We start from the raw sequence: 26,195 nt of genomic DNA, 5'->3' as shown, positions 1-26,195 counted from the left end.
ACATGGGCGCACTGGAAACCGCTGAAGCGATCATCGACCCGAAGCAGCGTTATCGCGCGGGCGTGCTGAAGTACGCGCAGATGGGCTACTGGGACGGCGACTACGAGCCGAAAGAAACCGACGTGCTGGCGCTGTTCCGCATCACGCCGCAGGAAGGCGTCGATCCGATCGAAGCCGCGGCGGCGGTGGCCGGCGAGTCATCGACCGCGACCTGGACCGTGGTGTGGACCGACCGCCTCACCGCCTGCGACCGCTACCGCGCCAAGGCCTACCGCGTCGATCCGGTGCCGGGGCAGCCGGGCCAGTATTTCTGCTACGTCGCCTACGAGCTCGATCTCTTCGAGGAAGGCTCGATCGCCAACCTGACCGCGTCGATCATCGGCAACGTCTTCAGCTTCAAGCCGATCAAGGCGGCGCGCCTCGAAGACATGCGCCTGCCGGTCGCCTACGTGAAGACCTTCCGCGGCCCCCCGACCGGCATCGTCGTCGAGCGCGAGCGGCTGAACTGCTTCGGGCGTCCGCTGCTCGGCGCGACGACCAAGCCGAAGCTCGGGCTCTCGGGCAAGAACTACGGCCGCGTCGTCTATGAGGCGCTGCTCGGCGGTCTCGACTTCACGAAGGACGACGAGAACATCAACTCGCAGCCCTTCATGCACTGGCGCGACCGCTTCCTGTATGTCATGGAAGGCGTCAACCGCGCCTCCGCCGCGACCGGCGAGGTCAAGGGCCACTACCTCAACGTCACCGCCGGCACGATGGAGGAGATGTACGCCCGCGCCGAGTTCGCGAAGTCGCTCGGCTCGACGATCGTGATGGTCGACCTGATCATCGGCTGGACCGCGATCCAGTCGATGAGCAACTGGTGCCGCGCCAACGACATGATCCTGCACATGCACCGCGCCGGCCACGGCACCTACACGCGGCAGAAGAACCACGGCATCTCCTTCCGTGTGATCGCCAAGTGGCTGCGGCTTGCCGGTGTCGACCACCTGCACGCGGGCACCGCGGTCGGCAAGCTCGAAGGCGATCCGATGACGGTGCAGGGCTACTACAACGTCTGCCGCGAGATGAAGAACGCGGTCGACCTGCCGCGCGGGATCTTCTTCGAGCAGGACTGGGCGAGCCTGCGCCGCGTGATGCCGGTCGCATCGGGCGGCATCCACGCCGGGCAGATGCACCAGCTGCTCGACCTCTTTGGCGACGACGTCGTGCTGCAGTTCGGCGGCGGCACGATCGGCCACCCGATGGGCATCCAGGCCGGCGCCACCGCCAACCGCGTCGCGCTCGAAGCGATGGTGCTCGCCCGCAACGAAGGCCGCGACATCGCAAGCGAAGGCTCGGACATCCTGAAGGCCGCCGCACGCGACTGCGCCCCGCTGCGCGCCGCGCTCGATACCTGGGGCGAAGTGAGCTTCAACTACACCTCGACCGACACGTCCGACTTCGTACCGACGGCGAGCGTCGCCTGAACCGCCAACAGAATCCGAGGAGACATGACATGAGAATCACCCAAGGCGCCTTTTCCTTCCTGCCCGACCTGACCGACGCGCAGATCTCCAAGCAGGTCGAGTACTGCCTCGCCCAGGGCTGGGCGGTCAGCATCGAATACACGGACGATCCGCACCCGCGCAACACCTACTGGTCGATGTGGGGCAACCCGATGTTCGACCTCGCCGATCCGGCGGGCGTGATGGTCGAGCTCGCCGAATGCCGCGCGGCTTTCCCGGAGTACTACATCCGCATCAACGCGTTCGACTCGACCCACGGCTGGGAGACGATGCGCATGTCCTTCCTCGTCAACCGCCCCGCCGAGGAGCCCGGCTTCCGGCTCGTACGTCAGGAAAGCGAAGGGCGCGTCGTGCGCTACACGCTTGAGAGCTACGCCGTCGCACGAGGGCCCGAAGGCCAGCGCTACACCGCCTGACCGGTGCAGGAACGCGCCGCATCGACGGCGCGCCGCACCTCCACCCACGAGGAGACACAACGATGAACGCTGTCGAACGGCAGGCCGACGGCTTGCCAGGTAACACGCTGGAAACGGTGGACCTCGCGGCCGAGTACCGCGAGGCCGGCGTCGGAGAGGTGCTCGACGGCCTCGACCGCGAGCTGGTCGGGCTGGTGCCGGTCAAGCGCCGCGTGCGCGAGATCGCCGCGCTGCTGCTCGTCGACCGCGCCCGCCGCCGCATCGGCCTCGCGACCGAGCCCCCGTCGCTGCACATGAGCTTCACCGGCAACCCCGGCACCGGCAAGACCACGGTCGCGCTGCGCATCGCGCAGATCCTGCAGCGGCTCGGCTACGTGCGCCGCGGCCACGTCGTCGCCGTGACGCGCGACGACCTCGTCGGCCAGTACATCGGCCACACCGCGCCCAAGACCAAGGAAGTCTTGAAGCGCGCGATGGGCGGCGTGCTGTTCATCGACGAGGCCTACTACCTGTATCGCCCCGAGAACGAGAAGGACTACGGCCAGGAGGCGATCGAGATCCTGCTGCAGGTGATGGAGAACCAGCGCGACGACCTCGTGGTCGTGCTCGCGGGTTACGCCGGTCGCATGGAGCGCTTCTTCGAATCGAATCCGGGACTCAAGTCCCGCATCGCGCACCACATCGACTTCCCCGACTACTCCGACGGCGAGCTCGGCGAGATCGCCGGAAAGATGCTCGCGCAGTGGAACTACCGCTTCGACGAGGCCGCGCGCCGCGCCTTCGACGAATACATCGCGCTGCGCCGCCCCCAGCCCCATTTCGCGAATGCCCGCAGCGTGCGCAACGCGCTCGACCGCATGCGGCTGCGCCAGGCGCTGCGGCTCTTCGAAGCGGGCGCGACCGTCGATGCCGAGGCGCTCACGACGCTGACCGAGGCCGACGTACGCAGCAGCCGCCATTTCCGGCCGGCGCCGGCCCTGAGCGTCGTCGAGACCCCCTCGACCGTCTCCGTCCGCAACCGCGAGTGCACCGAATTCTGACCACTGGGGAGTCGCCATCATGTTCGACATCGAACGCACCACACTGACCGAATACCTGATCGCCCAGCGCCGCCTGCATCCTGGCGCGACCGGCGAGTTCAACGCACTGATCCTGCAGGTCGCGCAGGCCTGCAAGGCGATCTCGCGCGCCGTCGAGCACGGCGCGCTCGCCGGCGTGCTCGGTTCGCTCGACACCGAGAACGTCCAGGGCGAGACGCAGAAGAAGCTCGACGTGCTCGCCGACCGCATCTTCCTGCGCGCCACGCACTGGGGCGGCGAGCTCGCCGGCATGGTGTCGGAAGAGAACGACGCGCCGATCCCGCTGCCCGAGGGCACCCGGCGCGGCAAATACCTGCTCGTGTTCGATCCGCTCGACGGCTCGTCGAACATCGACGTGAACGTCTCCGTCGGCTCGATCTTCTCGGTGCTGCGCGCGCCGACCCCCGGCGAGGACGCGAAGCCCGAGGACTTCCTGCAGCCCGGCACGCGCCAGGTCGCCGCTGGCTACGCGATCTACGGCCCCTCGACGATGCTGGTGCTGACCGTCGGCGACGGCGTCGCGGGCTTCACCTTCGACCCGATCATCGGCGAATTCTTCCTGACCCACCCCGAGATCGGCATTCCGACGACGACGCGCGAATTCGCGATCAACGCTGCGAACTCGCGCTTCTGGGAGCCGCCGGTGCGCCGCTACGTCGACGAATGCCTCGCCGGCCGCAGCGGTCCGCGCGAGTCGGATTTCAACATGCGCTGGGTCGCGTCGCTCGTCGCCGAGACGCACCGGATCCTGATGCGGGGCGGGGTGTTCCTCTACCCGCGCGACCGCAAGGATCCCGCGAAGCCGGGGCGTCTGCGCCTGCTCTACGAGTGCAACCCGATCGGCATGATCATCGAACAGGCCGGCGGCCGCGCCTCGACCGGCGAAGGCCCGGTCCTCGACGTCCAGCCCACGAGTCTGCATCAGCGCATCGGTTTCGTCTTCGGCTCGCGCGAAGAGGTCGAGCGCATCGAACGCTACCACGCCGAGCCCGCGCCGCAGCCCGACAGCGACCTGCCGCTGTTCCACTCGCGCAGCCTCTTTCGCCAGAACTGAGCCGCCAAAACTGAGCCGGCAGAACTGATTTCTCAAACGCCAAGGGGGACATCATGTCCGAACGCCACCCAATCGTCGCCATCACCGGCTCGTCAGGGGCCGGAACCAGCACCGTGCAGCGCACCTTCGAGGAGATCTTCCGCCGCGAAAAGGTCACTGCGGCCGTCGTCGAAGGCGACAGCTTTCACGCCTTCGACCGCCTCGAGATGCGCAAGCGCCTCGCCGAGCTCGAAGGCGTGCCGAACAACCACTTCAGCCACTTCGGCGATGAAGCGAACCTCTTCGCCGAGCTCGAGCAGCTCTTCCGCAGCTACGCCGAAAACGGCCGCGGCATGCGGCGCAAGTACCTGCACAGCGCCGAGGAGGCCGAGCCCTACGGCCAGCCGGCCGGCACCTTCACCGCGTGGGACGAGATCCCGGCCGGCAGCGACCTGCTGTTCTACGAGGGCCTGCATGGCGCCGTCGTCACCGAGAAGGTCGACATCGCGCGCTTTCCGGATCTGTTGATCGGCGTCGTGCCGGTGATCAACCTCGAATGGATCCAGAAGCTGCACCGCGACAAGAGCACGCGCGGCTATTCGACCGAGGCCGTCACCGACACGATCCTGCGCCGCATGCACGACTACGTGCACTACATCTGCCCGCAGTTCGCGCGCACGCACGTCAATTTCCAGCGCGTGCCGATGGTGGATACCTCGAACCCCTTCATCGCGCGCGCCGTGCCGACGCCCGACGAGAGCATGGTCGTGATCCGCTTCGCCGATCCGAAGGAGATCGACTTCGCGTACCTGCTGAACATGATCCACGGCAGCTTCATGAGCCGCGCCAACACCATCGTCGTGCCCGGCGGAAAGATGGAGCTCGCGATGCAGCTGATCTTCACCCCGTTCATCTGGCGCTTGATCGAGCGCCGCAAAAAGGTGATGTGACCATGAACATGAGACTCGAATCACCGGCTCTCGACGCTGCCGCCCTCGACACGCAGTGTGCGAACGCGCTGCGCTTTCTCGCAATCGACGCCGTCGAGCAGGCCAATTCTGGCCACCCCGGCATGCCGATGGGCATGGCCGAGATCGCCGTCGCGCTGTGGCGCCGCCACCTCAAGCACGACCCGGCCGCCCCGCAGTGGCCGGATCGCGACCGTTTCGTGCTGTCGAATGGCCACGGCTCGATGCTGCTGTACGCGCTGCTGCATCTCACCGGCTACGACCTGCCGCTCGACGAGCTGAAGCGCTTCCGGCAACTGCACTCGAAGACGCCGGGCCATCCCGAACACGGCCTGACGCCGGGCGTCGAGACGACGACCGGGCCGCTCGGGCAGGGCCTGACCAACGCCGTCGGCATGGCGCTCGCCGAGAAGCTCCTGGCGCGCGAGTTCAACCGGCCGGGCCACGACATCGTCGATCACCGCACCTGGGTGTTCCTCGGCGACGGCTGCCTGATGGAAGGCGTCAGCCACGAGGCGGCGTCGCTCGCCGGCGTGCAGCGGCTGTCCAAGCTCGTCGCGCTGTGGGATGACAACCGCATTTCGATCGACGGCGACGTCGGCGGCTGGTTCGCCGACGACACGCCGCGGCGCTTCCGCGCGTACGGCTGGAACGTCATCGAGGGCGTCGACGGCCACGACGTCGAAGCGGTTGATCGCGCGATCCGCGAGGCACTCGCCAACGCCGACAACGACGTCGGCCCGACGCTGATCTGCTGCCGCACCGTGATTGGCCAAGGCAGCCCCGCGCGCGCCGGCACCGCCGCGGCGCATGGCGCACCGCTCGGCAAGGACGAGATCGCCGCGACCCGCGCCGCACTCGACTGGCCGCACGCGCCGTTCGAAGTGCCGGCCGAGGTGCGTGCCGCATTCGACGCCCGCGAGGTCGGTGCCGCCCGCCGCGACGCATGGAAGACGCGCTTTGCCGCCTACCGCACGCAATGGCCAGAGGTCGCCGCCGAGTTTGCACGCCGCGTGGCCGGCGAACTGCCGGTGGGCTTCGACGTGCTCGCCGACGCGCTGCTGCGCGGAGTGCAAAACGAGAGCCCGACCGTCGCGACCCGCAAGGCGAGCCAGCAGGCGATCGGCCGCCTCGCCCGTGCGCTGCCCGAACTGCTCGGCGGCTCGGCCGACCTGACGCATTCCAACCTCACCGACTGGCCGGGCTGCGGCGCCGTGCGCGCAGACGCAGGCGGACGCCACATCAACTGGGGCGTGCGCGAGTTCGGCATGACGGCGGCCCTGAACGGCGTCGCGCTGCACGGCGGCTTCCTGCCCTTCGGCGCGACCTTCCTGGTGTTCTCGGACTACTCGCGCAATGCGATCCGCATGAGCGCGCTGCTTCGGCAACGGGTCATCCACGTGATGACGCACGACTCGATCGGCCTCGGCGAGGACGGTCCGACGCACCAGCCGATCGAGCACATTCCGTCGTTGCGCCTGATCCCGGATCTCGACGTCTGGCGCCCCTGCGACGCCGCCGAGACGCAGGCCGCATGGAACGCCGCCGTGATGCGCACCGACGGTCCGAGCCTGCTCGCGCTGTCGCGTCAGAATCTGACAAATCAGGCTCGCAGCGCCGAGCAGCTCGCGGCGATCGTGCGCGGCGGCTACGTGCTCGCGGAAGCTGAGGGCGGCAAGCCGGCCGTCGTGCTGATCGCAACCGGCTCCGAAGTCGAGCTCGCGATGGCCGCCCGCGCACGCCTTGCGGCCGACGGCATCGCCGCGCGTGTCGTGTCGATGCCCTGCACGAGCCGCTTCGACGCGCAGGACGCCGCCTGGCGCGACGCGGTGCTGCCACCGGGCATCCCGCGCGTCGCGGTCGAGGCGTCCCGGCCCGACGGCTGGTGGAAATACGTCGCCGGCCGCGACGGACGCACGCGCGGCGACGTCGTCGGCATCGAGCGCTTCGGTGAATCGGCACCCGCGGGCGAGCTCGCCGCGCTCTTCGGGCTGACGCCCGAACGCGTTGCGGATGCCGCGCGCCGCCTGATCGCCGGCTGAACGGAATCGCATCGCCACGAATTCGTAACACCATCGAGGAGACTGCAGTGACCATCAGAGTTGCAATCAACGGCTACGGCCGAATAGGGCGCAACGTGTTGCGCGCCTTTTACGAGGGCGGGCGTCGACAGCCGATCAGCATCGTCGCGGTGAACGCCCCGCGCGGCAGCGCCGAGGCGAACGCCCACCTGACGCGCTACGACAGCCTGCAAGGCCCGTTTCCACACACGATCGACGTCGACGGCAATGATTGGGTCGTCGGCGAGGACCGCATCCGCGTCATCAGCGAGCGCGATCCGGCGAAGCTGCCGTGGCGCGAGCTCGGCGTCGACGTCGTGCTCGAATGCACCGGCCGCTTCCGCTCGAAGGCGGGCGCCCAGCCGCATCTCGACGCCGGCGCCGGCAAGGTGCTGATCTCGGCGCCGGGCGGCTCCGACGTCGACGCGACGGTCGTCTATGGCGTCAATCACGGCGCCCTGCGGCGCGAGCACCGCGTGGTGTCGAACGCGAGCTGCACGACCAACTGCCTCGCGCCGGTCGTCTACGCACTGCATCGCCCGCTCGGCATCGTGCGCGGAAAGATGACGACCGTGCATTCCTACACCAACGACCAGGTGCTGCTCGACGTCTATCACGAGGACGCGCGCCGCGCCCGCAGCGCGACGCAGTCGATGATCCCGACCAAGACCGGCGCCGCTGCCGCGGTGGGCCTCGTGTTGCCCGAACTCGCGGGCCGGCTCGACGGTTATGCCATTCGCGTACCGACGCCGAACGTGTCCTTCACCGACTTCACCTTCGTCGCCGCGCGCGAGACGACGAAGAACGAGGTGAACAACCTCGTCCGCGAAGCCGCCCACGGTGCGCTGAAAGGCATCCTCGCCGTCAATGACCTGCCGCTCGTGTCCTGCGATTTCAACCACAACCCGCATTCGAGCATCTTCGACGCGACGCTGACGCGGGTCGACCACGACCTCGTCACCGTGACCGCGTGGTACGACAACGAGTGGGGCTTCTCGCACCGCATGCTCGACACGACCGTCGCGATGATGGAGGCGAACTGAAATGGACAGGAGCAAAATCTCACGCTCGGGCGACACGACCCGGCGCGCGACGGGCGATTTCCTGCGGCTCGAACACGTGCCGCTGATGGGGCGCCGCGTGTTCATCCGTGCCGACTTCAACGTGCCGCTGACGCCGGACGGCCGCGTCGCCGACGACACGCGGATCCGCGCGACGCTGCCCGGCATCCGCCAATGCCTCGACGCCGGCGCGACGGTCATGGTGACTTCGCACCTGGGACGGCCGAAGGAGGGCGCGCTCGGCTCTGCCGACTCGCTCGCGCCGGTCGCCGAATGCCTGTCGCAGCTCATCGGCCGTCCGGTGCCCCTCGTCAGCGACTGGGTCGACGGCGACTTCGCCATGCGTGCCGGCGAGCTCGTGCTGCTCGAGAACTGCCGTGGCAACGTCGGCGAGAAGGCCGACGATCCGGTGCTTGCGGCCCGCATCGCGAGCTGGATCGACGTCTACGTCAATGAGGCCTTCGGCACCGCGCATCGCAAGGAATGCACGCTGCATGCGCTCGCGCTGGCCGCGCCGGTCGCCTGCGCCGGGCCGCTGCTCGCCGCGGAGCTCGACGCGCTCGGCCGCGCGCTCGCCCAGCCCGCGCCTCCGCTGGTGGCGATCGTAGGCGGCTCGAAGGTGTCGACCAAACTGACGATCCTCGAGAGCCTCGCCGACAAGGTCGATGCGCTCGTCGTCGGCGGCGGCATCGCCAACACCTTCCTCGCGGCACGCGGGCTGTCGGTCGGCACCTCGCTGTACGAGCCGGATCTGCTCGACGCCGCGCGTGCCGTCGAGCTGCGGCTCGCGGCTCGCGGCGCGCGACTGTGGCTGCCCGAGGACGTCGTCGTCGCCGACCGCTTCAGCGCCGACGCGAATGTCGAGGTGCGATCGGCCTGCGACGTGCAGCCCGAGCAGATGATCCTCGACATTGGCCCGCGCGCACAGGCGAGCCTTGCCGGTGATCTCGCGAACGCCGGCACCATCGTTTGGAACGGCCCGATCGGCGTGTTCGAGCTCGCGCCCTTTGCGGCCGGCACCAAGGCGTTGGCAGCCGCAGTCGCCGCGAGCCCCGCTTATTCGATCGCCGGCGGCGGCGACACGCTCGCGGCGATCGCGGCTTTCCGCGTCGGCAAGCGCATCGACTACATCTCGACCGGCGGCGGCGCCTTCCTCGAGTTCCTCGAAGGACGCCAACTGCCGGCGGTCGCCGCGCTGCGCGTGCGCACTCGCGCGATGACCAGTCGCCGCGACGTACCGATGCCGGCCTACGAGCACGAGCCGGAACCGGCACGGGCAGCGGGCTGAGTCCTTCATCGGCCGTCTGGCGCGTCTTGCGCCGGACGGCCCACCGAATCCCCCTTTCGAGGAGACAGCGATGGCAATGATCGCGCTGAGACAATTGCTGGACCACGCCGCCGAACACGGCTACGGCGTGCCGGCGTTCAACATCAACAACATGGAACAGATCCAGGCCATCATGGCCGCGGCCGAACGTACTGACAGCCCGGTGATCCTGCAGGCCTCGGCCGGCGCGCGCGGCTACGCGGGCGAGGCCTTCCTGCGCAAGATGGTCGAGGCGGCCGCCGAACAGTGGCCGGACATCCCCATCTGCATGCACCAGGACCACGGGGCGAGCCCCGCCGTGTGCCAGCAGTCGATTCGCTCCGGCTTCACGAGCGTGATGATGGACGGTTCGCTGAAGGAAGACATGAAGACGCCGGCGAGCTACGACTACAACGTCGCCGTCACGCGCCGCGTCGTCGAGATGGCGCATGCGGTCGGCGTGTCGGTCGAAGGCGAGCTCGGCTGCCTCGGCTCGCTCGAAACCGGCCAGGCCGGCGAGGAGGACGGCGTCGGCGCCGAAGGCACGCTGGACCACGACCAGCTCCTCACCGACCCGGCCGAAGCCGCCGACTTTGTCGCCGCGACCGGCGTCGACGCGCTCGCGGTCGCGATCGGCACGAGCCACGGCGCCTACAAGTTCACGCGCCCGCCGACCGGCGACATCCTCGCGATCGAACGCATCGCCGAGATCCACCGCCGGATCCCCGACACCCACCTCGTGATGCATGGATCGAGCAGCGTGCCGCAGGAATGGCTGGCGATCTTCCGCGAATTCGGCGGCGAGATCGGCGAGACCTACGGCGTGCCGGTCGAGGCCATCGTCGCCGGCATCCGCAACGGCGTGCGCAAGGTCAATATCGACACCGACCTGCGGCTCGCGATGAGCGCCGCAATCCGCCGCCTGACGGTGAAGTCGCGAGGCGAGTTCGACCCGCGCAAGTTCTTCAAGGTCGCGAAGGAAGCCGCCGAAGAGATCTGCGTGGCGCGCTTCGAAGCCTTCGGCACCGCCGGTCAGGCGAGCAGCATCAAGCCGCTGCCGCTCGCGAAGATCGCCAAGCGCTACGTTTGAAGATAAACGCGTCATGGTCGCCGCCGTTACGCGACGGTGGTGGCTACGCGCGCAACGTTCGCAAGCGCCTGCGGCTCTGCATCCGGCGTCGCGTAGCGGCCGCGGTAGAACAGCGGCGGCGGGCGGTCGTCGGTTGCAAAGCGCTGCACACTGGCCGACGACGATCAGGTGGTCGCCGCCTATCGGACGCCACTGAAAGTGAAAACCGTGCCAAAGGCTCCTTTCGGAGCCTTTTTTCTTGGTGCGCCCGGCAGGGCGCACCTACTTGGAGGTGAAAGTCCTCTGCTCGCCCGGCAAGGGGAAGGGTTAGCCGAACGGCAAGGGTGTCGCGGGTAACTGCGAATCTGGAGGAAGCCGAAGGCAAAGCGCGGGCCTGACGAACAGGAAGCGGATACGAGGCGGCACAGCGGGGTAAGGCGGCCAATATCGTCGAAGCCCGAAACTTGCACGGAACGCTGTGACGTATATCCGACAGGTATAAGCGTGAAGGTGGGTGCGTCATACCCGGGGAGATCCTCACCGGTGCCTTGGTGCTACCGGCATCGCGAGGTGTCGGGATGCGGGTGAGGAAGTCAGCCGAGGCCATAGTAGGTGCCGGGACGGACCGAAGGGCCGAACATGGAAGAACGCGAGTAGGCGATGAGCTTTCGATGAGGTCAATGAAGGCAGAAGCCCGTCGGCAAGACGGGGCGCAGGCGGCAGGTTGCGGACGGAATCCGGTGCGGGCTGCGTTGCGTGCCGAGGCCGAATCGGCGACTGATCTGCGGACGAAAGCGGAGACGAGCGGGCTGATGGAAGTCGTGTGCGAGCGCGGCAACCTGTGGCTTGCGTATCAGCGGGTGGTCGAGAACAAGGGCGCGGCCGGTGTCGATGGCATCGGCGTGACCGAATTCAAGGATCATCTGAAACGACACTGGCCGACGATCAGGGCCCGGCTGCTGGCGGGAACGTACATTCCGCAGGCAGTGCGCCGAGTGGATATCCCCAAGCCGCAAGGCGGGGTGAGGACACTCGGCATTCCGACGCTGACGGATCGACTGATCCAGCAGGCGTTGCATCAGGTGCTCTCACCGATCTTCGAGGCGGAGTTCTCCGAGTCGAGCTATGGCTTCCGGCCGGGGAGAAACGCCCATCAGGCGGTCAAGGCGGCGCAGCGGTATGTGGCCGAAGGCCGGCGCGTCGTGGTGGATATGGATCTGGAGAAGTTCTTCGACCGGGTCAATCACGACATTCTGATGGAGAAGGTTTCGAAGAAGGTTGGCGACGGGCGGGTACTGAAACTCATCCGCCGGTATCTGGAAGCAGGGATGATGACAGACGGCGTGGTCTCGCCGAGGACGGAAGGGACGCCGCAAGGCGGACCGCTCAGTCCGCTGCTGTCGAACATCCTGCTGACGGAGCTGGATCGGGAGCTGGAACGCCGGGGGCACGCCTTCTGCCGTTACGCGGACGACTGCAACATCTACGTCCGCAGCCAAGTGGCCGGAGAGCGGGTCCTGGCAAGCATCACCCGGTTCCTGACGGAACGGCTCAGGCTCACGGTCAACGCGACCAAGAGCGCGGTGGCCGCGCCGTGGGAGAGGAAGTTTCTGGGCTACAGCCTGACGTGGCACAAGGCCCCGAAGCTGCGGATTGCGCCGACCAGCCTGAAACGGCTGGAAGACAAGGTCCGGGAGGTACTCAAAGGGGCACGAGGGCGCAGTCTGAGTCGCACGATCGCCGAACTCAATCCGGTGCTGCGCGGATGGGCGGCGTATTTCAAGCTGACCGAAACCAAAGGGGCGCTGGAAGAGATCGACGGTTGGCTCCGGCGCAAGCTGCGCTGCATCCTGTGGCGGCAGTGGAAACGCCCGTATACTCGTGCCAAGAACCTGATAAAGGCAGGACTGACGGAGGAGCGCGCATTTCGCTCGGCCTTCAACCAACGCGGGCCGTGGTGGAACAGTGGCGCCCGCCACATGAACGCGGCCTTCCGCAAGTCCTTCTTTGATCGCATGGGTCTGGTGTCGCTGCTCGATACGACGCGACGACTCCAGTGTCTTTCATGAACCGCCGTATGCGGAACCGCACGTACGGTGGTGTGAGAGGGCGACGGGGGTGACCCCGTCCCCTACTCGATTCATTCTGGTTGTTCAGGGGGCGCGCATCTCAGCTTCTGAGGAGCCGAACGCCCACTCTCGACTGCCGTCATTCGTTGCGGCGACGATCCACCGGCTGAGTCCGCAACCCAGTGCAGCAAGTCGAGCCGTCAAAAATTCAACGATAGATAACAGAATGGAGTAGCCGTTCGGTACTGCGGCTCGCGGACGGCTGTTCGGCCAAAGTGGATGTAAGATTATCAAGTGGCATAGGCTGCTTACCAATGGAGTTGCAGCCCTTTTACAGCTCATGATGCATGGGGGAAGATTATTTGAGGTGTCTAGAAGAGCCGGGGCAATTCAAACTAACAGGTTGACGTTAGAGATGACGAAGAAGAAGGTACATCACTTCGTGCATGATGGTTATCTCAAAGCATGGCGAATGCCAAAAATCATCTATGTGTACGATCTTCAAAAAAGGAAGTCTTTTGAAAAAACAGGGCGTGATGTCGGGGCGGAGGGGAAGTTCAATGTCTTTAGCTTCGACGAAAGGGTAATTGACCTACTCCACTACACTTTTGCGGAGAGGGTGAATCGAGGTGAGTCGAACGGAGTCTATCGTCCGATGCTATGTTTCATCGATTTCATGAAGAATTTCGATTATCAACACAAGACGGATAATTTTCTTGAAGACTTCTACGGATATTTTGAAACCAGGATAGATGAAGCGCTGCGGCGCGTAAAGCGCGTTGAAAAATTGATCAATAACGGAATTTTCGAAGCGTTTGATAGCCTGATATTCTTCTTCTGTTTACAGCTGTTCCGCACACCGAAAATCCGCCATCTCATGTCTGGCGAAATGATGGAGATATATCACGGAAATCACCAGCTAGACGCTCAACAGAAAGATGAATTCATCAAGATGCATCTGCTGATCTCTGCACTGGCGATGGCTGCGGACATAGTAAGGAAGGGCTGTCAGATTCGATTGAACTATGCGGACTGCGGTGGAAGGTTTATTAATTCTGATGCTCCTGTTATTTTGAGTGGCGGAGCTGTGCGCCAACTTGACGAGATTAAGGGCCGGATGCCGTTGAGCCCGCACGTGTTGATGGAGATCGATCATATCGGACTGGGTGCGAGGCTGGAGTGTCGCAGCAACATTAGCTATGTCGAACTGAGAGATATTAATTGTCAGATGATTTTCAATGCGAGGCGGTCGATATATTTCAGCAGCGCGAATCAACTTACAAAGTACCTTCCTGTCATTGAGCGTCGGCTAAGGGGAGATGGTCAAATTTATTGATTCGCGGCGCGCAGGCGCGCCGTCAGACGTTATCCATTTGATCGAATTGATATTGTGTTACGTCGCTTCAAGTATCGACGAAACATCTGCACTGCGACGATAATGCGAGGCGTGTTCGAGTTCACGCAAGCGTCAAGGTGAGCGCGGGGCAATTTCAGAATGAGCCGTCGGTAGGATTTCTGGCAACTGATTTCCAATCAGTAGCTATCGGGAATACGTAGCAGGAAGACTGGGTAGGACGCAAATGACCGGTGCTCCTGGTGCTAGATTTTGCGAAATATAGCTGAGCTTGACACGGAATATCGGAGGGGAAGATGGCAAGTAGCAACACGTCGCTCGAAAGCGAAATTTCAAAGTGGCTCGTTGACTTGATTGAGGCTGAGTCATTGACTGAAGCCATAGGCGAGTCGGCGCGGATTGACGCTGCCGTCAAATCGTTCGATCAACGTGTCGGTATTCCTGCGTTCGGATTCGATCATCTGTCGCGAAGGGCGAACGTACGCGCTGCAGCCACTGTGCTGAACAACTTGACGCTTCTCGATATCGTTGCAGTCGACAAGAGTATCTCCCTGACTACAGGGGAGGTGCTGCGCCCCGATATCCTGTGCTTCAACCCCGAGTCGAGAACGCTAGTGGTCTTCGAGATCAAGCGAGACAAGCTGACCGAGCGGCAGGCCGTCACCGAGCTCGCGGGATACGAACAGGAACTGAGGAACGCGCTTCCCTTCCTTGGGGACTTTGACGTGAACTTCGTGGTGATCTCCACGCATTGGGACACTCTCCTGAGTCATGCAATCTCGAACTTCAACACATGGTCAGGTAAGCACTGCCTTGCGCTTAAAGTCTCAGCTGACTCGCGGCCGTTCACCCTGACTTGCCATGTTCCCGATGCTTGGCAGCTTCGAGGTGGCAATGGTCTGCCTCAAGAGGCACTGCAAACAATCGATGTATACCTATACGAAGACGGTGATGGCGACGATGAAGAGGATGATGAACAGATCCCGGTAGCGCTGATCACAGCGATCAACATCATTGCAAGGTCGGGAGATCGTCATGAGTCTCATGGTTTCGTCATGCTATGGAGGGATCACGCTAACCTTGGGAACGGCCAATGGAGTTTGACGCTTTGCGGCGTCGACCCTATCGCAATGCACGCATGGTGCCGCAGGCATGGTCTCCCGACTCGCTCGTCCAAGCTCACCGATTACTTGGAACAGCATGCTAAAGATATGCCTTCTCAGGTTCCTTCATCGATTTACAAGATCGCTAAGGACGCGTTCCCAGTGCTTCGTGGGAAGTACAGTCCAATGTTTGAGACCGCATGTGCTTGGGATGACAAAATGGCGCTCCTCAGACGTAGGGCGTCACCGATTTACTTCGAGTTTTGGGGTGTCCTCGGCGATTACGCACGTGAATTCATCTGTCACCAAGATGTTCGTGAGAGATATATTCCATATATCGAGCACTACGGGCTGGATTGGACTCACGCAGACGTTGCGCTTCCGCTGATCGGGAACATCTGCGGCGACATCCCCTTTCCCGATGGAGTCGTTCGATGCAGTGATGCTTTTGAGACAGGTATTAAGTTAGGTCTCCACGAAGCGCTCGCCAAGATATCGCAGGAGTCCGCAAACGAGGAGCGAAACCTAGCTGCTCTAATGCGATGGACCCTGCTGGAGGCAACGCGCGTAGCTATTGAGATGGCAGAGATTTACAGGACCGTTGCGGAGGTTGAAGAGCCGCCCCCGCCGTTGTCGTCTGCTAAAAGCACGCGTGCGTCCTCGGCAACAAGTCTGTGCACGTGGGTCATGGATCACCTGATTGGGGAAGACAACCCGGTACATCAGCGGTGCTTCGAACTAGGCCGCTGGGGGGCACTGTTTTTTAGTGACTGGCTCGACGAGCGCGAGCAGCAGGCCTTTGTGCATGCAAATGCAGAGGCGTTAGCAAATCCCCTGCGCGAAATGCTGGGGCCGCTCTTGAACAACGCGAACCCATTTGAGATGGGGATCTCTAGGACGAGCGCGCTCCGGGGGTTCCTGCGCCGAGTTGCAATCACTTCATCTGCTGAGCTGGCTGTCCAGCCTTCGCTGTTCAACACAATTCCGGCAGTCGACCTTCTCTCCGCATTTCGGGACCTTGGAGCAAGAGGGCTTGACGAAGCCGTCCCTGCCATCCTGCATACCGTAGGTGAAATGCCCGACATGGCGCTCGACTGGGACGGCATGCGAGAGAGCGCTCGCAAAATTTTTGAGAGTGGTTGCAAATGGCCGGCCGTCGTACTCAGCCAGAACGGCAGCTGGGGAGTGGGTGAGGTAGACGTGCCGTTTAGACAGTTGCTGTTACCCGTACGCGACCCTGATGTCGAGATCTACTTCGTAGACCAAAAGGCCGTGGCAAACATATCTGTAAAAATGACTTGGCTCGAGCTTCGGGAAAAACTGACTGCTTCCATTCCGACGATGAATTAATGACATTCAACAGTACGACACAGAAGGTCCGGTCTGCGACGATGGTGGAGCGTGTTATTGAAGAGACCCGTTCATGCTTTCTCGTCCGGGTGTGTCCAAATTCTAGTGAATACAGCCATTACTCGATCTCGGCCAAGTTGCATACGTAGCCGATAGGACGGGTTACAGAGCGGAAGTGGCCGGGTGCAGTCAGCAGACTACGCGCACAAGGCTCCCAAGCGCCTGCGGCGCGTCATCCCCACTGGCGTAGCGACCCCGGTAGAACAGCAATGGAGGCCGATCGTCAGTCGCAAAGCGCTGCACGCGGCCGACGACGATCATATGATCGCCGCCGTCATAGCAGTGCTCGACCGAGCATTGAAAAACCGCGGCGCAGTGCGGCAGCAGCGGCACGTCACCGAGTCCGCTCGACGCTCTGACGTCGGCAAACTTGTCGTCGCTGCTGCGCGCAAACCGGTCCGACAGCGCCCGCTGGTCGGCCGCGAGCACATGCACCGCGAAATGCGGTGCGGCCTCGAACGCGGCGAGGCTGTGCGACTTCTTCGCAAGACTCCAAAGAATCAGCGGCGGGTCGAGCGACAGCGATGCGAAGCTGTTGATGGTGACGCCGATCGGCGCGCCGGCCGCGTTGCGCGTCGTGACAACGGTGACACCGGTCGCGAAATGGCCCAGTGCGTTGCGAAGCTCGCGGGAGTCGATCACGTTGGTCTCCTGAGGCGACTCTGAACACGCGCCGATGCTAGCGCTCTCGCATAGGACGCATCGATACCACCTAGTGAGTAGTGCCAAGTAGAAATTTTCCCGCCTAGTGGAGCTGCCCATACTCGGCTCCGCGATCACAACCCAAGCGGAGAATTTCCGATGACACGAAATTCGATTCTGAACCCTCGCCATCGCGAACTGGGTTCGAGTCTGGACGGCGCGACCTGGAACGAAATGCCGATTCCCTGGCGATATCGGCGCGACCCGCACGACGAAGTCGTCGCAGTGCGCACCGCCGCCGGCCTCTATGACATCAGTGCGTTGAACATCGTCCGCGTGTCGGGCGCCGATGCCGCGTCGGTGATCGACCGGCTGGTGCCGATCGACGTCCATCGCCTGCGTCCCGGCACCGCGCGGCTGGCAGCCCTGGTCGACGAACGCGGCGCGATCAGCGACGACTTGATGGTGATCCGCGACGGCGAGTCGGCGTTCCGCCTGTCCCACGGCAGCGGCACCACGCAGGCGCAACTTGCCGCGCTGTGCGAGGGACGTCGGGTGAGCTGGGAGCAGGATCTCGACATCCACATGCTTTCGCTGCAGGGGCCGCGCTCGGCCGCCTTGCTGCAGCCCCATATAGGCACCGAGCTCGCCTCGCTGCCGTATTTCGAACATCGGGAGACCACGCTCTGCGGTCTGCCGGTGGCCGTTTCGCGCGGCGGCTACTCGGGTGAGCAGGGCTTCGAACTCGCCTGCGCCTCCAAGCATGCCGTGGCCCTATGGGATGCGATCCTCGAAGTGGGCGCCGCGCACGGCGTCATTCCCTGCTCGTGGGATTCGCTCGAGGTGGCGCGCATCGAGGCTGGGCTGTTGTTCTTCCCCTTCGACATGCCCGAGGGAGATACCACGCCCTGGGAGGTGAATCTCGGCTGGGCGATCGATGCCGACAAGGCCGCCGACTATGTCGGCAAGACGGCCTTGCTCGCGGCACGCGGCAAGGAGCGCTTCTTCCAGGCGGGGGTCGCCGTACGTCACGACGCCGCAGTCGAGGCCGGGGCGCCGATCCTGGTTGACGGCAAGGAGGCCGGCGTCGTGACCAGCGCCTCCTTCAGCCGCTACCTGATGCAATCCCTCGCGCTGGTTCACCTCAAGCCCGAGTACAAGGCGCTCGGGACGAAGGTCGAGATCCGCGATGGCACCGGCAACCACGGCGGTGTGGTCGTGAGGACGCCGTTCTATGACCCACTGCGCCTGCGCGCCAGAGTTCAGGCGGCCTGAGTTCAGGCGGCGGAGTTGCAAATCCCGTTTCATCACCGGTTGGAGACTTGGAGACAATAAGATGGCCCGCGATCCCCGTTACGACATTCTCTTCGAACCGATCCAGATCGGCCCGAAAACCCTGCGCAACCGTTTCTATCAGGTTCCGCACTGCATCGGCGCCGGCTCGAACCTGCCCGGATTCCAGGCTGCGCACCGCTCGATGAAGGCCGAAGGCGGCTGGGCGGCGATGAACACCGAATATTGCTCGATCCACCCCGAGTCCGATGACACCCATCGCCTGTCAGCCCGCATCTGGGACGAAGGCGACGTGCGCAACCTGCGCGCGATGACCGATGAGGTGCACAAGTACGGCGCGCTGGCCGGCATCGAGATGTGGTACGGCGGCGCTCATGCGCCTTGCATGGAGAGCCGCGCCACGCCGCGCGGGCCGAGCCAGTATGCCTCCGAGTTCGAGACGCTGACCTACTGCAAGGAGATGGACCTCGACGACATCGCCCAGGTGCAGCAGTTCTACGTCGATGCGGCGCTGCGCGCACGTGATGCTGGCTTCGACATCGTCTATGTGTACGGCGCGCATTCCTACCTGCCGCTGCAGTTCCTGTCGCCCTACTACAACAAGCGCACCGACAAGTACGGCGGTTCGGTCCAGAACCGCGCCCGCTTCTGGCTCGAAACGCTGGAGAAGGTGCGCCGCGCCGTTGGCGACGACTGCGCGATCGCGACGCGCTTTGCGGTCGACTCGCTGTACGGGCAGGCCGGCATCGAGGTCGAAAGGGACGGCATGGCCTTCGTCGAGATGGCCGACTCGCTGCTCGACCTGTGGGACGTCGATGTCGGCGACATCGCCGAGTGGGGTGAGGACGCCGGTCCGTCGCGCTTCTACCAGCAGGGCCACCAAGTGCCCTGGACCAAGTTCATCAAGCAGGTGTCGAAGAAGCCGGTGCTGGGCGTGGGCCGCTACACCGATCCGGAGAAGATGGCCGAGATCGTCACCAAGGGCTATGCCGACATCATCGGCGCCGCGCGCCCCTCGATCGCCGATCCCTACCTGCCGAAGAAGATCGAAGAGGGCCGCGTCGACGACATCCGCGTCTGTCTCGGCTGCAACGTGTGCATCTCGCGCTGGGAGATCGGCGGGCCGCCGATGATCTGCACGCAGAACGCGACGGCCGGCGAGGAATACCGCCGCGGATGGCATCCCGAGAAGTTCGCCAAGGCCAAGTCGGATGACGCGGTGCTCGTGATCGGCGCCGGCCCGTCCGGTTCCGAGTGCGCGCGCGTGCTGATGGAGCGCGGCCACACGGTGCACCTCTATGACACGGCCGAGAAGATCGGCGGCCACCTCAATCAGGTCGTCACGCTGCCGGGCCTGGGCGAATGGGGCTATCACCGCGACTACCGCGAGACGCAGATCGCCAAGCTGCTGAAGCAGAACAAGCAGCACCAGCTCGCCCTCGGTCAGAAGCCGATGAGCGCGGCGGAAATCCTCGAGTACGGCGCGGAGAAGGTCGTCATCGCGACGGGCGCGCACTGGGTCGGCGACGGCACGAACTGCCTCTCGCACGACATCATCCCGGGCGCCGATGCCACCCGCGACGACCAGCTCACGCCGGAGCAGGTGATCGCCGGCAAGAAGCCGATCGGCAAGCGTGTCGTGATCCTCAACGCCGACACCTACTTCATGGCGCCGAGCCTCGCCGAGAAGCTGGCGGTGGCGGGGCACGAGGTGACGATCGTCAGCGGGGTGCATCTGGCGAACTACATGCACTTCACGCTCGAGTACCCGAACATGATGCGGCGGCTGCACGAGCTCGGCGTCAAGGAGATGGGCGACCACTTCTGCAGCCAGATCAAGCCGGGGGCGCTGGAGGTGTACAACATCTGGGGCGACGGCTCGAAGCGCACCTATCGCGGCCCGGGCAACCTGCCCCGCGACACGAACAAGACGCACCGCTGGCTCGAGTTCGACTCGCTGGTGCTGGTCACCGGCCGGCGCTCCAACGACAGCCTGTTCCGCGAACTCAAGGCGGCGCAGGACCAGTGGGCGGCGAAGGGCATCAAGGACGTGTATCTCATCGGTGACGCCGAAGCGCCGCGCCTGATCGCCGACGCGACCTTCAGCGGCCACCGTCTGGCGCGCGAGATCGAGGAGAAAAACGCCCAGCTGCCGCTGCCGTACCGCCGCGAGGTGGCGGTGTGGGGGACGCCGCACAAGCCGGGCGGGACCTTCGAGATCCAGTACAAGGTGTAAGCGCCGTAGCCCCCGAGGGGGCGGTCCGGTGCCGGGCAACCCTCTCCCGTCCGGACGAGGGTAGGGGAGGGCCTGCCCCCTCCCGCGCCCCGATCCGACCGTCCCCTGCGTCGCCGCCCCCTTTCCCCGTCCCTCTCCTTGCGGGGAGAGGGGGCATACGCGGCGCTGGACGCCGGCCCGGCCGGCACCCGCCACATCAGACGGACCATCGCCCATGTTCGCTACAGAGAGATTCGATCCGCAACACGTGACGCGCATCCTCTTCGAGGGGTTCTCGTCGCCGGCCATCGCGCTGTTCTATGTCGTCGGCTTTGCCGCCATCGGTGTCTTCTGCTGGGGCACCTGGGTGCAGATCCGCAAGTACCGCCGCGGCCAGCCCTTGGGCGTCGCGCTCGAGCTCGTCCCGCGCTTCATCGACATGTGCCGCACGGTGCTTTCCCACCGCACCCTCGTGCGCCGCGATCCGTCCGCCGGTCGCGCGCATCGGCTGATCTTTTTCGGCTTCGCGTTGCTCTTCGTCGGCACTTCAGTGATCGCGCTCGACTACGACGTCATCGCCCGCCTCATGGGTCGGAGCGTCTGGACCGGCGACTTCTACCTGTGGTTTTCGCTGGTGCTCGATCTCGCCGGCGTGGCCCTCATCGGCGGTCTGCTCTACATGATGGCGCGCCGCGGCTGGATCAAACCGCCCAAGCTCGACTACGCGCGCCCCGACCGCCAGCCCGGCGACCCGGACTACGACCGCAGCTTCTATCGCCGCGAGGATTGGGCCTTCCTGTGGACGCTCATCGTCATCGGCGCGACCGGTTTCGTGCTCGAAGCCTCCCGCCTGGTGTGGCTGCAGGCCCGCCCCGAAGTGTGGGAGCTGCGCTGGTGGTCGCCGATCGGTGCGCTCGTCGCCGAGGCCATGCGCGGCGCGGGCCTGGACGCCGATGGAGCGGGGGCCCTGCGTAGCGGCCTGTGGTGGTTCCACGGCGCGCTGGCGCTCACGCTCATCGCGCTCATTCCCTTCACCAAGGTCAAGCATATTGTCACCGCGCCGGCCTCGCTGATGCTGCGCAACCCGCTTGCCGCCCAACGCCTGCCGCGCCAGTCGGCCGACAGCGAGCGCGTCGGCTACTCCACCATCACCGACTTCACCTGGAAGCATCTCCTCAACCTCGACGCCTGCACCAAGTGCGGCCGCTGCCACGAAGCCTGTCCTGCGCGGGCGTCGGGCGCCCCCTTGTCGCCGCGCGACGTCATCCTGTCCTTGCGCGAGTTCGCCAACGAGGCGCTGCAGAAGAACGCGCTGCCCGACGAGGCGAAGCTCTCGGTGCATGGCAAGGACATCGGCCAGGTGTTCATGGAGACGCTGTGGTCCTGCCGCACGTGCATGGCCTGCGTCGAGATCTGCCCGGTGGCGATCGAGCATGTGCCCATCATCGTGCAGATGAGGAGAAAACTCGTCGAGGACGGCGCGATGGAGCCGCAGCTGCAGAAGACCCTGCAGACCATCCACAAGACCGGCAACTCGTTCGGCGAATCCAAGCGCAAGCGTGCCGCGTGGACCAAGGCGCTCCCCTTCCAAATCAAGGACGCGCGCAAGGACGCGGTGGACGTGCTGTGGTTCGTCGGCGACTACGCCGCCTTCGATCCACGCAACCAGAAGGTGAGCCAGGCCTTCGCCACGCTGTTGCACGACAAGGGCGTCGATTACGGCCTGCTCTTCGAGGGCGAATCCAACGCCGGCAACGACGTGCGCCGGGTGGGCGAGGAGGGCCTCTACGAGCTCCTGGCCGAGAACAACATCGCGATGCTGGCCGCCTCGACCTTCAAGCGCATCGTCACCACCGACCCCCATTCGTTCAACACGATCCGGAACGAATACCCCGATTTCGGCGGCAAGTACGAGATCGAGCACTACACCAGCTTCGTGCAGCGCATGCTGGAGGAGGGCACGCTAAGGGTCCCGCGCCCCTTGGGGTATCGCGTCACGCTGCATGACCCCTGCCACCTCGGTCGCTATAACAAGGGCTACGACGCCCCCCGGCGGATTCTCCAGGCGCTCGGCTGCGAGCTGGTCGAGATGGTGCGGAACCGCGACAACTCCTTCTGCTGCGGTGCCGGCGGTGGCCGCATCTGGATGCCCGATCCTGTGGGCGCGGAGAAACCCTCGCAGATCCGCATGCGCGAGGCGGGCGACATCGAAGGACTGGAGGTCTTCGTGGTGTGCTGCCCGAAGGACCTCACGATGTTCGAGGACGCGCTGAAGACCAGCGGCTTCGAAGGGCGCTTCGTCGTGCGCGAGCTCATCGAGCTCATCACCGAGGCGCTCGCCGGCCCCGCTTCGGTACCGGGCGCGGTGCGTGAGGATGCAGAAGATGCGCTCCTCGCCTGATCCGCGCACCCGTGGCACGGCTCGGCGCCAATGGCGCGAGCTGGCGGCTCGGGCTTGCGCGGACGACGCCCCCTTCGTCGCTGCCGCGCTCTACCCTTACGCCGCGCCGTCGGACCGCGCCGGCCTCGAGGCGCGGATGTTCGGGGAGCGCCGCGACCGCCTGGCGCTTGCCTCGGCGCACTTTGTCGCGTCGGCGGTGCTCGCGCGACTCGCCGCGCTCGAAGACGACGAAGCTCTGCAGTTGCGCCTTGCGCGCAATCCGGCGACGCCCGCAATCGCTCTCGCCGCGCTGTGGCGCGCGGGCACGAGCGCCCGCCAGCGCCAGCTCATCGCTCGCCATGCCCACACGCCCAAGGTCATCCTCGGGCAGATTGCCGCTGCTGCCGACGAGATCGAGACGCTGCGCGCGCTGTGCGAGAACGGTGGGGTGGCCGCCGATGTGCTGGCAGCGGTGAGCGAGCACCGCATCGGTGTGCTACAGCGCCTGCTGGCAGTGAACCTCGCTACCGCCGAAGACACGCTCATTGCGCTGTGGGCCGAGGCGGACGACGAGGCGGTGCGCGCCCAGATCCTGTTGCATCCGCACTGCCCGGACGTACTCCTTACAACGGTTCCGGCATCGATTCTGGAACGCCGCTGCCTCGCCCGGCAGACGCGCGCCCCCCAGGCGCTGCTCGCCGAACTCGCGAACGACCGCGACGCAGTCGTGCGGCGCGCCGCGGCCGCCAACCCCGGCACGCCGCTGGCGGCGCTCGTGACGGGCTGCTTCGATGCCGATGCATCCGTGCGTCGCGCCGTCGCTGCCCGGCGTGACCTCTCGCCTGTGCTTGCCGGCTGCCTGGTCGACGACTCCGACGCCTGGGTCCGCCGCGTGCTCGCGCGCAACCCGGCCTGCCCGCCGGAGCTCCTCGTGCGACCGGCCGCCGATGCCGATTCCGAGGTGCGTCGTGCTGCCGCCCGACACCCCCATTGCCCGCACGAACTGCTCGATCGCCTGAGCCGCGACGGGGTCGCGTGGGTGCAGGCCGCAGTGGCCTATCGTGACGACATCCCATTTGCGGTCTTGCGGCGCCTCGCCCGAAGCAGCGACGTGGATGTGCTCGCAGGCGTTGCGCGCCACCCCGCCACGGCGCCCTCACGGCTTGCCCGCCTGGCCGTCCACGACTGCCCTGACGTGCGCCGCGCGGTGATCCTGAATCCGCGCACGCCGCGCCCGGTGCTGCGACTGCTGCGCCAGGACGGCTACGCCCTGCACCGCGCCATGGCGGTCGACCACCCCCGCCTCGCCGACACCGACCGCTGGCGCATGCGCGACGACCCGGACGTGCAGGTGCGCTTCCGAGTCTTCCAGCACTTCGCGCGGCGCGATGCCACGCCGCAGCTGCAATACCACCCCCATCCACCCAAGGAGCACAAGGAGACGACATGAAAATACTAGTGCCGATCAAGCAGGTGGCCACGCTCGACGAGGACTTCGAGTTCCGCGACGACGGCCGCGACGTCGACCCTGACTTTCTCATCCATGACCTCAACGAGTGGGACAACTACACGCTCGAGGAGGCGATGCGCCTGAAGGAAGGCCCCGGCGGCGAGGGCATCGAGGTGGTGGTCGCCACCGTGGGCCCGGAGAGTGTCGACGAGGAGCTGCGCAAGTGCCTCGCCAAGGGCGCCGACCGCGCCGTACGGGTGTGGAGCGACGCCCTAGAGGATGCCGATGCCGTCGGCGTGGCGCGCGTGCTCGCCGCCTTGGCGCGACGCGAATCGCCCGATCTCATCTTCGCCGGGGTGCAGGCCGCGGACCACGCCTGCGGCGCCACCGGAATGGCACTCGCGGGGCTTCTCGACCTCCCGCACGCCGCCGTGGTCGCGGCGCTGGACTATGTTCCCGGCAGCCACAGCGCGACGGTCCGCCGTGAGCTCGAAGGCGGCAGCTACGCATCGGTACGCATCGGTTGCCCGGCCGTGCTGACGCTGCAACTCGGCATCAACACCCCGCGCTACGCGTCACTGCGCGGCATCAAGCAGGCCGCTCAGCGTCCGATCGAGGTACTCGACGCCGAAGCGCTCGGCGTGACGGCAGATGCTCTCGGGGCGGCGGGTTCGGCTTCGCGCGTGCGCCGCATGTATGTGCCCGAGAAGGGACGTGCCCAGATGATCGAGGGAACGCCTGCGGAACAGGCAGCGCGTCTGGCGCAAATCATCAAGGAATTCGGGGGGGCAGCGTGATGAGTGGAATTCTGGTAGTCAGCGAGCATCGCAATGGCGAGCTGCGGCCGGTGAGCCGCGAACTGGTGGGTGCCGCGGTAGCGCTGAAGCACGCGACCGGCGAACCGGTGCGGGTAGCGGTCATCGGAGAGGCGCCGGAGCGCTACGTTGCCGAGCTGAAGCTCGCCGGCGTCGACGAGATCCTTACGGTGCAGGCGGTGGTCGACGCCTTCGATCCGGAGATCTACGAGGCCTCGGTCCGGGCGCTGATCGAGGCGCGCGAGCCCTCGCTCGTGCTGCTCGCCCATTCGGTCGACAGCCTGGGCTACGCAGCGCCGCTCGTCGTGAAGAACGGCTACGGCTTCGCCAGCGATGTCTTCGGCATCGAACGCGACGCCGATGGCTGGGTGGCGACGCGCTCCGGCTACGGCCAGAAGGTGAACATCGAAGTGGACTTCCCCGGGCGTTCCGTCGTGGTGCTGACCGTGCGCCCGGGTTCCTACAAGCCGGTGGAGACCCTCGCCGAGCCCGCCGTTTCGGCCATCCCGGCGCCGGCGGTCATGCCCCGCAGCCAGCATCTCGGCTTCGAGGAGCCGGCCGGCGGGGACGACGTCAACATCCCCGGCGCCGAGTTCATCGTCTCGATCGGCCGCGGCGTCGGCGAGGAAGACAACGTCGAGCAGTTCAAGGAGCTCGCCGACAGCGTCGGCGCGACGCTCGGCTGCTCGCGGCCGATCGCCGATGCGGGCTGGCTGCCGAAGGCCCGGCAGGTCGGCCAGTCCGGCAAGACGGCGGCAGCCTGCAAGCTCTACGTCGCCATGGGCATCTCCGGCTCGGTGCAGCACATGGCGGGGATGAAGCACGTCGAGACCATTGTCGCGGTGAACACCGACCCCGAGGCGTCGATCTTCACGATCGCCCGGTACGGGATCGTCGGCGACATCTTCGAGATCGGTCAGGAACTGCGCAACCATTTCTGAGCATCACGGGGGCGAAAGCCCCC

At 65.4% G+C, this 26,195-nt stretch carries 19 protein-coding genes; 18 read left to right on the top strand and 1 reads right to left on the bottom strand.

Annotated elements, in window-relative coordinates; all coding sequences use genetic code 11:
- Positions 1-2 precede the first annotated feature (2 nt).
- The 12 genes from AZKH_RS23970 to AZKH_RS23915 all read left to right on the top strand — a co-directional run bounded on the left by AZKH_RS23970 (position 3) and on the right by AZKH_RS23915 (position 16,376).
- Entirely contained in the window at positions 3-1,469 is a 1,467-nt protein-coding gene (locus AZKH_RS23970) for a form I ribulose bisphosphate carboxylase large subunit (protein ID WP_015451888.1), read from the top strand.
- A 29-nt stretch (positions 1,470-1,498) separates the two neighbouring features.
- Positions 1,499-1,924 carry a ribulose bisphosphate carboxylase small subunit gene (locus tag AZKH_RS23965; RefSeq protein ID WP_015451887.1) on the top strand — a complete coding sequence of 142 codons (426 nt, stop codon included), beginning with the start codon at positions 1,499-1,501 and terminating at the stop codon, positions 1,922-1,924.
- A gap of 62 nt (positions 1,925-1,986) precedes the next feature.
- Positions 1,987-2,964 (top strand): CbbX protein, encoded by a 978-nt coding sequence (cbbX, locus tag AZKH_RS23960; RefSeq protein WP_015451886.1) that lies wholly within the window; start codon positions 1,987-1,989, stop codon positions 2,962-2,964.
- Positions 2,965-2,983: 19 nt separating this feature from the next.
- Complete coding sequence (locus AZKH_RS23955; RefSeq protein ID WP_015451885.1) at positions 2,984-4,057, top strand: class 1 fructose-bisphosphatase; 1,074 nt, start codon at positions 2,984-2,986, stop codon at positions 4,055-4,057.
- Positions 4,058-4,110: 53 nt separating this feature from the next.
- Positions 4,111-4,986 (top strand): phosphoribulokinase, encoded by an 876-nt coding sequence (locus AZKH_RS23950; protein WP_015451884.1) that lies wholly within the window; start codon positions 4,111-4,113, stop codon positions 4,984-4,986.
- Between the two features lie 2 nt (positions 4,987-4,988).
- Entirely contained in the window at positions 4,989-7,046 is a 2,058-nt protein-coding gene (tkt, locus tag AZKH_RS23945; RefSeq protein ID WP_015451883.1) for a transketolase, read from the top strand.
- Positions 7,047-7,093: 47 nt separating this feature from the next.
- The gene (gene gap, locus AZKH_RS23940) at positions 7,094-8,107 is read left to right on the top strand and encodes a type I glyceraldehyde-3-phosphate dehydrogenase (protein WP_015451882.1); all 1,014 of its coding nucleotides are present in this window, start codon (positions 7,094-7,096) and stop codon (positions 8,105-8,107) included.
- A 1-nt stretch (position 8,108) separates the two neighbouring features.
- Positions 8,109-9,413 (top strand): phosphoglycerate kinase, encoded by a 1,305-nt coding sequence (locus tag AZKH_RS23935; protein WP_015451881.1) that lies wholly within the window; start codon positions 8,109-8,111, stop codon positions 9,411-9,413.
- 70 nt (positions 9,414-9,483) lie between these two features.
- Positions 9,484-10,521, top strand: coding sequence for a class II fructose-bisphosphate aldolase (gene fba, locus AZKH_RS23930; protein WP_015451880.1), 1,038 nt, complete (start codon positions 9,484-9,486; stop codon positions 10,519-10,521).
- Positions 10,522-11,171: 650 nt separating this feature from the next.
- Complete coding sequence (ltrA, locus tag AZKH_RS23925) at positions 11,172-12,569, top strand: group II intron reverse transcriptase/maturase (RefSeq protein WP_041657898.1); 1,398 nt, start codon at positions 11,172-11,174, stop codon at positions 12,567-12,569.
- 415 nt (positions 12,570-12,984) lie between these two features.
- Positions 12,985-13,905: a DUF4238 domain-containing protein gene (locus AZKH_RS23920; RefSeq protein WP_172642516.1), complete on the top strand. Its 921-nt coding sequence runs from the start codon at positions 12,985-12,987 to the stop codon at positions 13,903-13,905.
- A gap of 314 nt (positions 13,906-14,219) precedes the next feature.
- Positions 14,220-16,376 carry a hypothetical protein gene (locus tag AZKH_RS23915; RefSeq protein ID WP_015451877.1) on the top strand — a complete coding sequence of 719 codons (2,157 nt, stop codon included), beginning with the start codon at positions 14,220-14,222 and terminating at the stop codon, positions 16,374-16,376.
- Positions 16,377-16,565: 189 nt separating this feature from the next.
- On the opposite strand, the gene AZKH_RS23910 is transcribed toward AZKH_RS23915, so the two are convergent.
- Positions 16,566-17,078, bottom strand: coding sequence for a flavin reductase family protein (locus tag AZKH_RS23910; RefSeq protein WP_015451876.1), 513 nt, complete (start codon positions 17,076-17,078; stop codon positions 16,566-16,568).
- A gap of 159 nt (positions 17,079-17,237) precedes the next feature.
- On the opposite strand from AZKH_RS23910, the gene AZKH_RS23905 reads away from it, so the two are divergent.
- The 6 genes from AZKH_RS23905 to AZKH_RS23880 all read left to right on the top strand — a co-directional run bounded on the left by AZKH_RS23905 (position 17,238) and on the right by AZKH_RS23880 (position 26,172).
- Positions 17,238-18,353 (top strand): aminomethyltransferase family protein, encoded by a 1,116-nt coding sequence (locus tag AZKH_RS23905; protein ID WP_015451875.1) that lies wholly within the window; start codon positions 17,238-17,240, stop codon positions 18,351-18,353.
- A 61-nt stretch (positions 18,354-18,414) separates the two neighbouring features.
- Positions 18,415-20,607 carry an FAD-dependent oxidoreductase gene (locus AZKH_RS23900; RefSeq protein ID WP_015451874.1) on the top strand — a complete coding sequence of 731 codons (2,193 nt, stop codon included), beginning with the start codon at positions 18,415-18,417 and terminating at the stop codon, positions 20,605-20,607.
- A gap of 214 nt (positions 20,608-20,821) precedes the next feature.
- A complete protein-coding gene (locus AZKH_RS23895) occupies positions 20,822-22,987 on the top strand; it encodes a (Fe-S)-binding protein (protein ID WP_015451873.1) in 2,166 nt (721 codons plus the stop codon).
- Positions 22,971-24,416 (top strand): hypothetical protein, encoded by a 1,446-nt coding sequence (locus AZKH_RS26480; RefSeq protein WP_015451872.1) that lies wholly within the window; start codon positions 22,971-22,973, stop codon positions 24,414-24,416. Before AZKH_RS23895 ends, AZKH_RS26480 begins: the two co-directional genes overlap by 17 nt.
- Positions 24,413-25,213, top strand: coding sequence for an electron transfer flavoprotein subunit beta/FixA family protein (locus tag AZKH_RS23885; RefSeq protein WP_015451871.1), 801 nt, complete (start codon positions 24,413-24,415; stop codon positions 25,211-25,213). The genes AZKH_RS26480 and AZKH_RS23885 overlap by 4 nt, the downstream gene beginning before the upstream one ends.
- A complete protein-coding gene (locus AZKH_RS23880) occupies positions 25,213-26,172 on the top strand; it encodes an electron transfer flavoprotein subunit alpha/FixB family protein (RefSeq protein ID WP_015451870.1) in 960 nt (319 codons plus the stop codon). Before AZKH_RS23885 ends, AZKH_RS23880 begins: the two co-directional genes overlap by 1 nt.
- Positions 26,173-26,195: the final 23 nt, after the last annotated feature.

The organism is Azoarcus sp. KH32C (assembly GCF_000349945.1).
Classification (GTDB): Bacteria; Pseudomonadota; Gammaproteobacteria; order Burkholderiales; family Rhodocyclaceae; genus Aromatoleum.
This window is presented reverse-complemented; position numbering and strand designations above follow the sequence as displayed.

Excerpts from the sequence above, each read along its gene's own strand:
- AZKH_RS23900 (WP_015451874.1), top strand. The coding sequence starts at position 18,415 with ATGGCCCGCGATCCCCGTTACGACATTCTCTTCGAACCGATCCAGATC.
- AZKH_RS23955 (WP_015451885.1), top strand. The coding sequence starts at position 2,984 with ATGTTCGACATCGAACGCACCACACTGACCGAATACCTGATCGCCCAG.
- AZKH_RS23920 (WP_172642516.1), top strand. The coding sequence starts at position 12,985 with ATGACGAAGAAGAAGGTACATCACTTCGTGCATGATGGTTATCTCAAA.
- AZKH_RS23965 (WP_015451887.1), top strand. The coding sequence starts at position 1,499 with ATGAGAATCACCCAAGGCGCCTTTTCCTTCCTGCCCGACCTGACCGAC.
- cbbX (WP_015451886.1), top strand. The coding sequence starts at position 1,987 with ATGAACGCTGTCGAACGGCAGGCCGACGGCTTGCCAGGTAACACGCTG.
- AZKH_RS23880 (WP_015451870.1), top strand. The coding sequence starts at position 25,213 with ATGAGTGGAATTCTGGTAGTCAGCGAGCATCGCAATGGCGAGCTGCGG.
- fba (WP_015451880.1), top strand. The coding sequence starts at position 9,484 with ATGGCAATGATCGCGCTGAGACAATTGCTGGACCACGCCGCCGAACAC.
- AZKH_RS23970 (WP_015451888.1), top strand. The coding sequence starts at position 3 with ATGGGCGCACTGGAAACCGCTGAAGCGATCATCGACCCGAAGCAGCGT.
- AZKH_RS23950 (WP_015451884.1), top strand. The coding sequence starts at position 4,111 with ATGTCCGAACGCCACCCAATCGTCGCCATCACCGGCTCGTCAGGGGCC.
- tkt (WP_015451883.1), top strand. The coding sequence starts at position 4,989 with ATGAACATGAGACTCGAATCACCGGCTCTCGACGCTGCCGCCCTCGAC.
- AZKH_RS23905 (WP_015451875.1), top strand. The coding sequence starts at position 17,238 with ATGACACGAAATTCGATTCTGAACCCTCGCCATCGCGAACTGGGTTCG.
- ltrA (WP_041657898.1), top strand. The coding sequence starts at position 11,172 with ATGAGGTCAATGAAGGCAGAAGCCCGTCGGCAAGACGGGGCGCAGGCG.
- AZKH_RS23915 (WP_015451877.1), top strand. The coding sequence starts at position 14,220 with ATGGCAAGTAGCAACACGTCGCTCGAAAGCGAAATTTCAAAGTGGCTC.
- AZKH_RS23895 (WP_015451873.1), top strand. The coding sequence starts at position 20,822 with ATGTTCGCTACAGAGAGATTCGATCCGCAACACGTGACGCGCATCCTC.
- AZKH_RS23885 (WP_015451871.1), top strand. The coding sequence starts at position 24,413 with ATGAAAATACTAGTGCCGATCAAGCAGGTGGCCACGCTCGACGAGGAC.
- AZKH_RS26480 (WP_015451872.1), top strand. The coding sequence starts at position 22,971 with ATGCGCTCCTCGCCTGATCCGCGCACCCGTGGCACGGCTCGGCGCCAA.
- AZKH_RS23935 (WP_015451881.1), top strand. The coding sequence starts at position 8,109 with ATGGACAGGAGCAAAATCTCACGCTCGGGCGACACGACCCGGCGCGCG.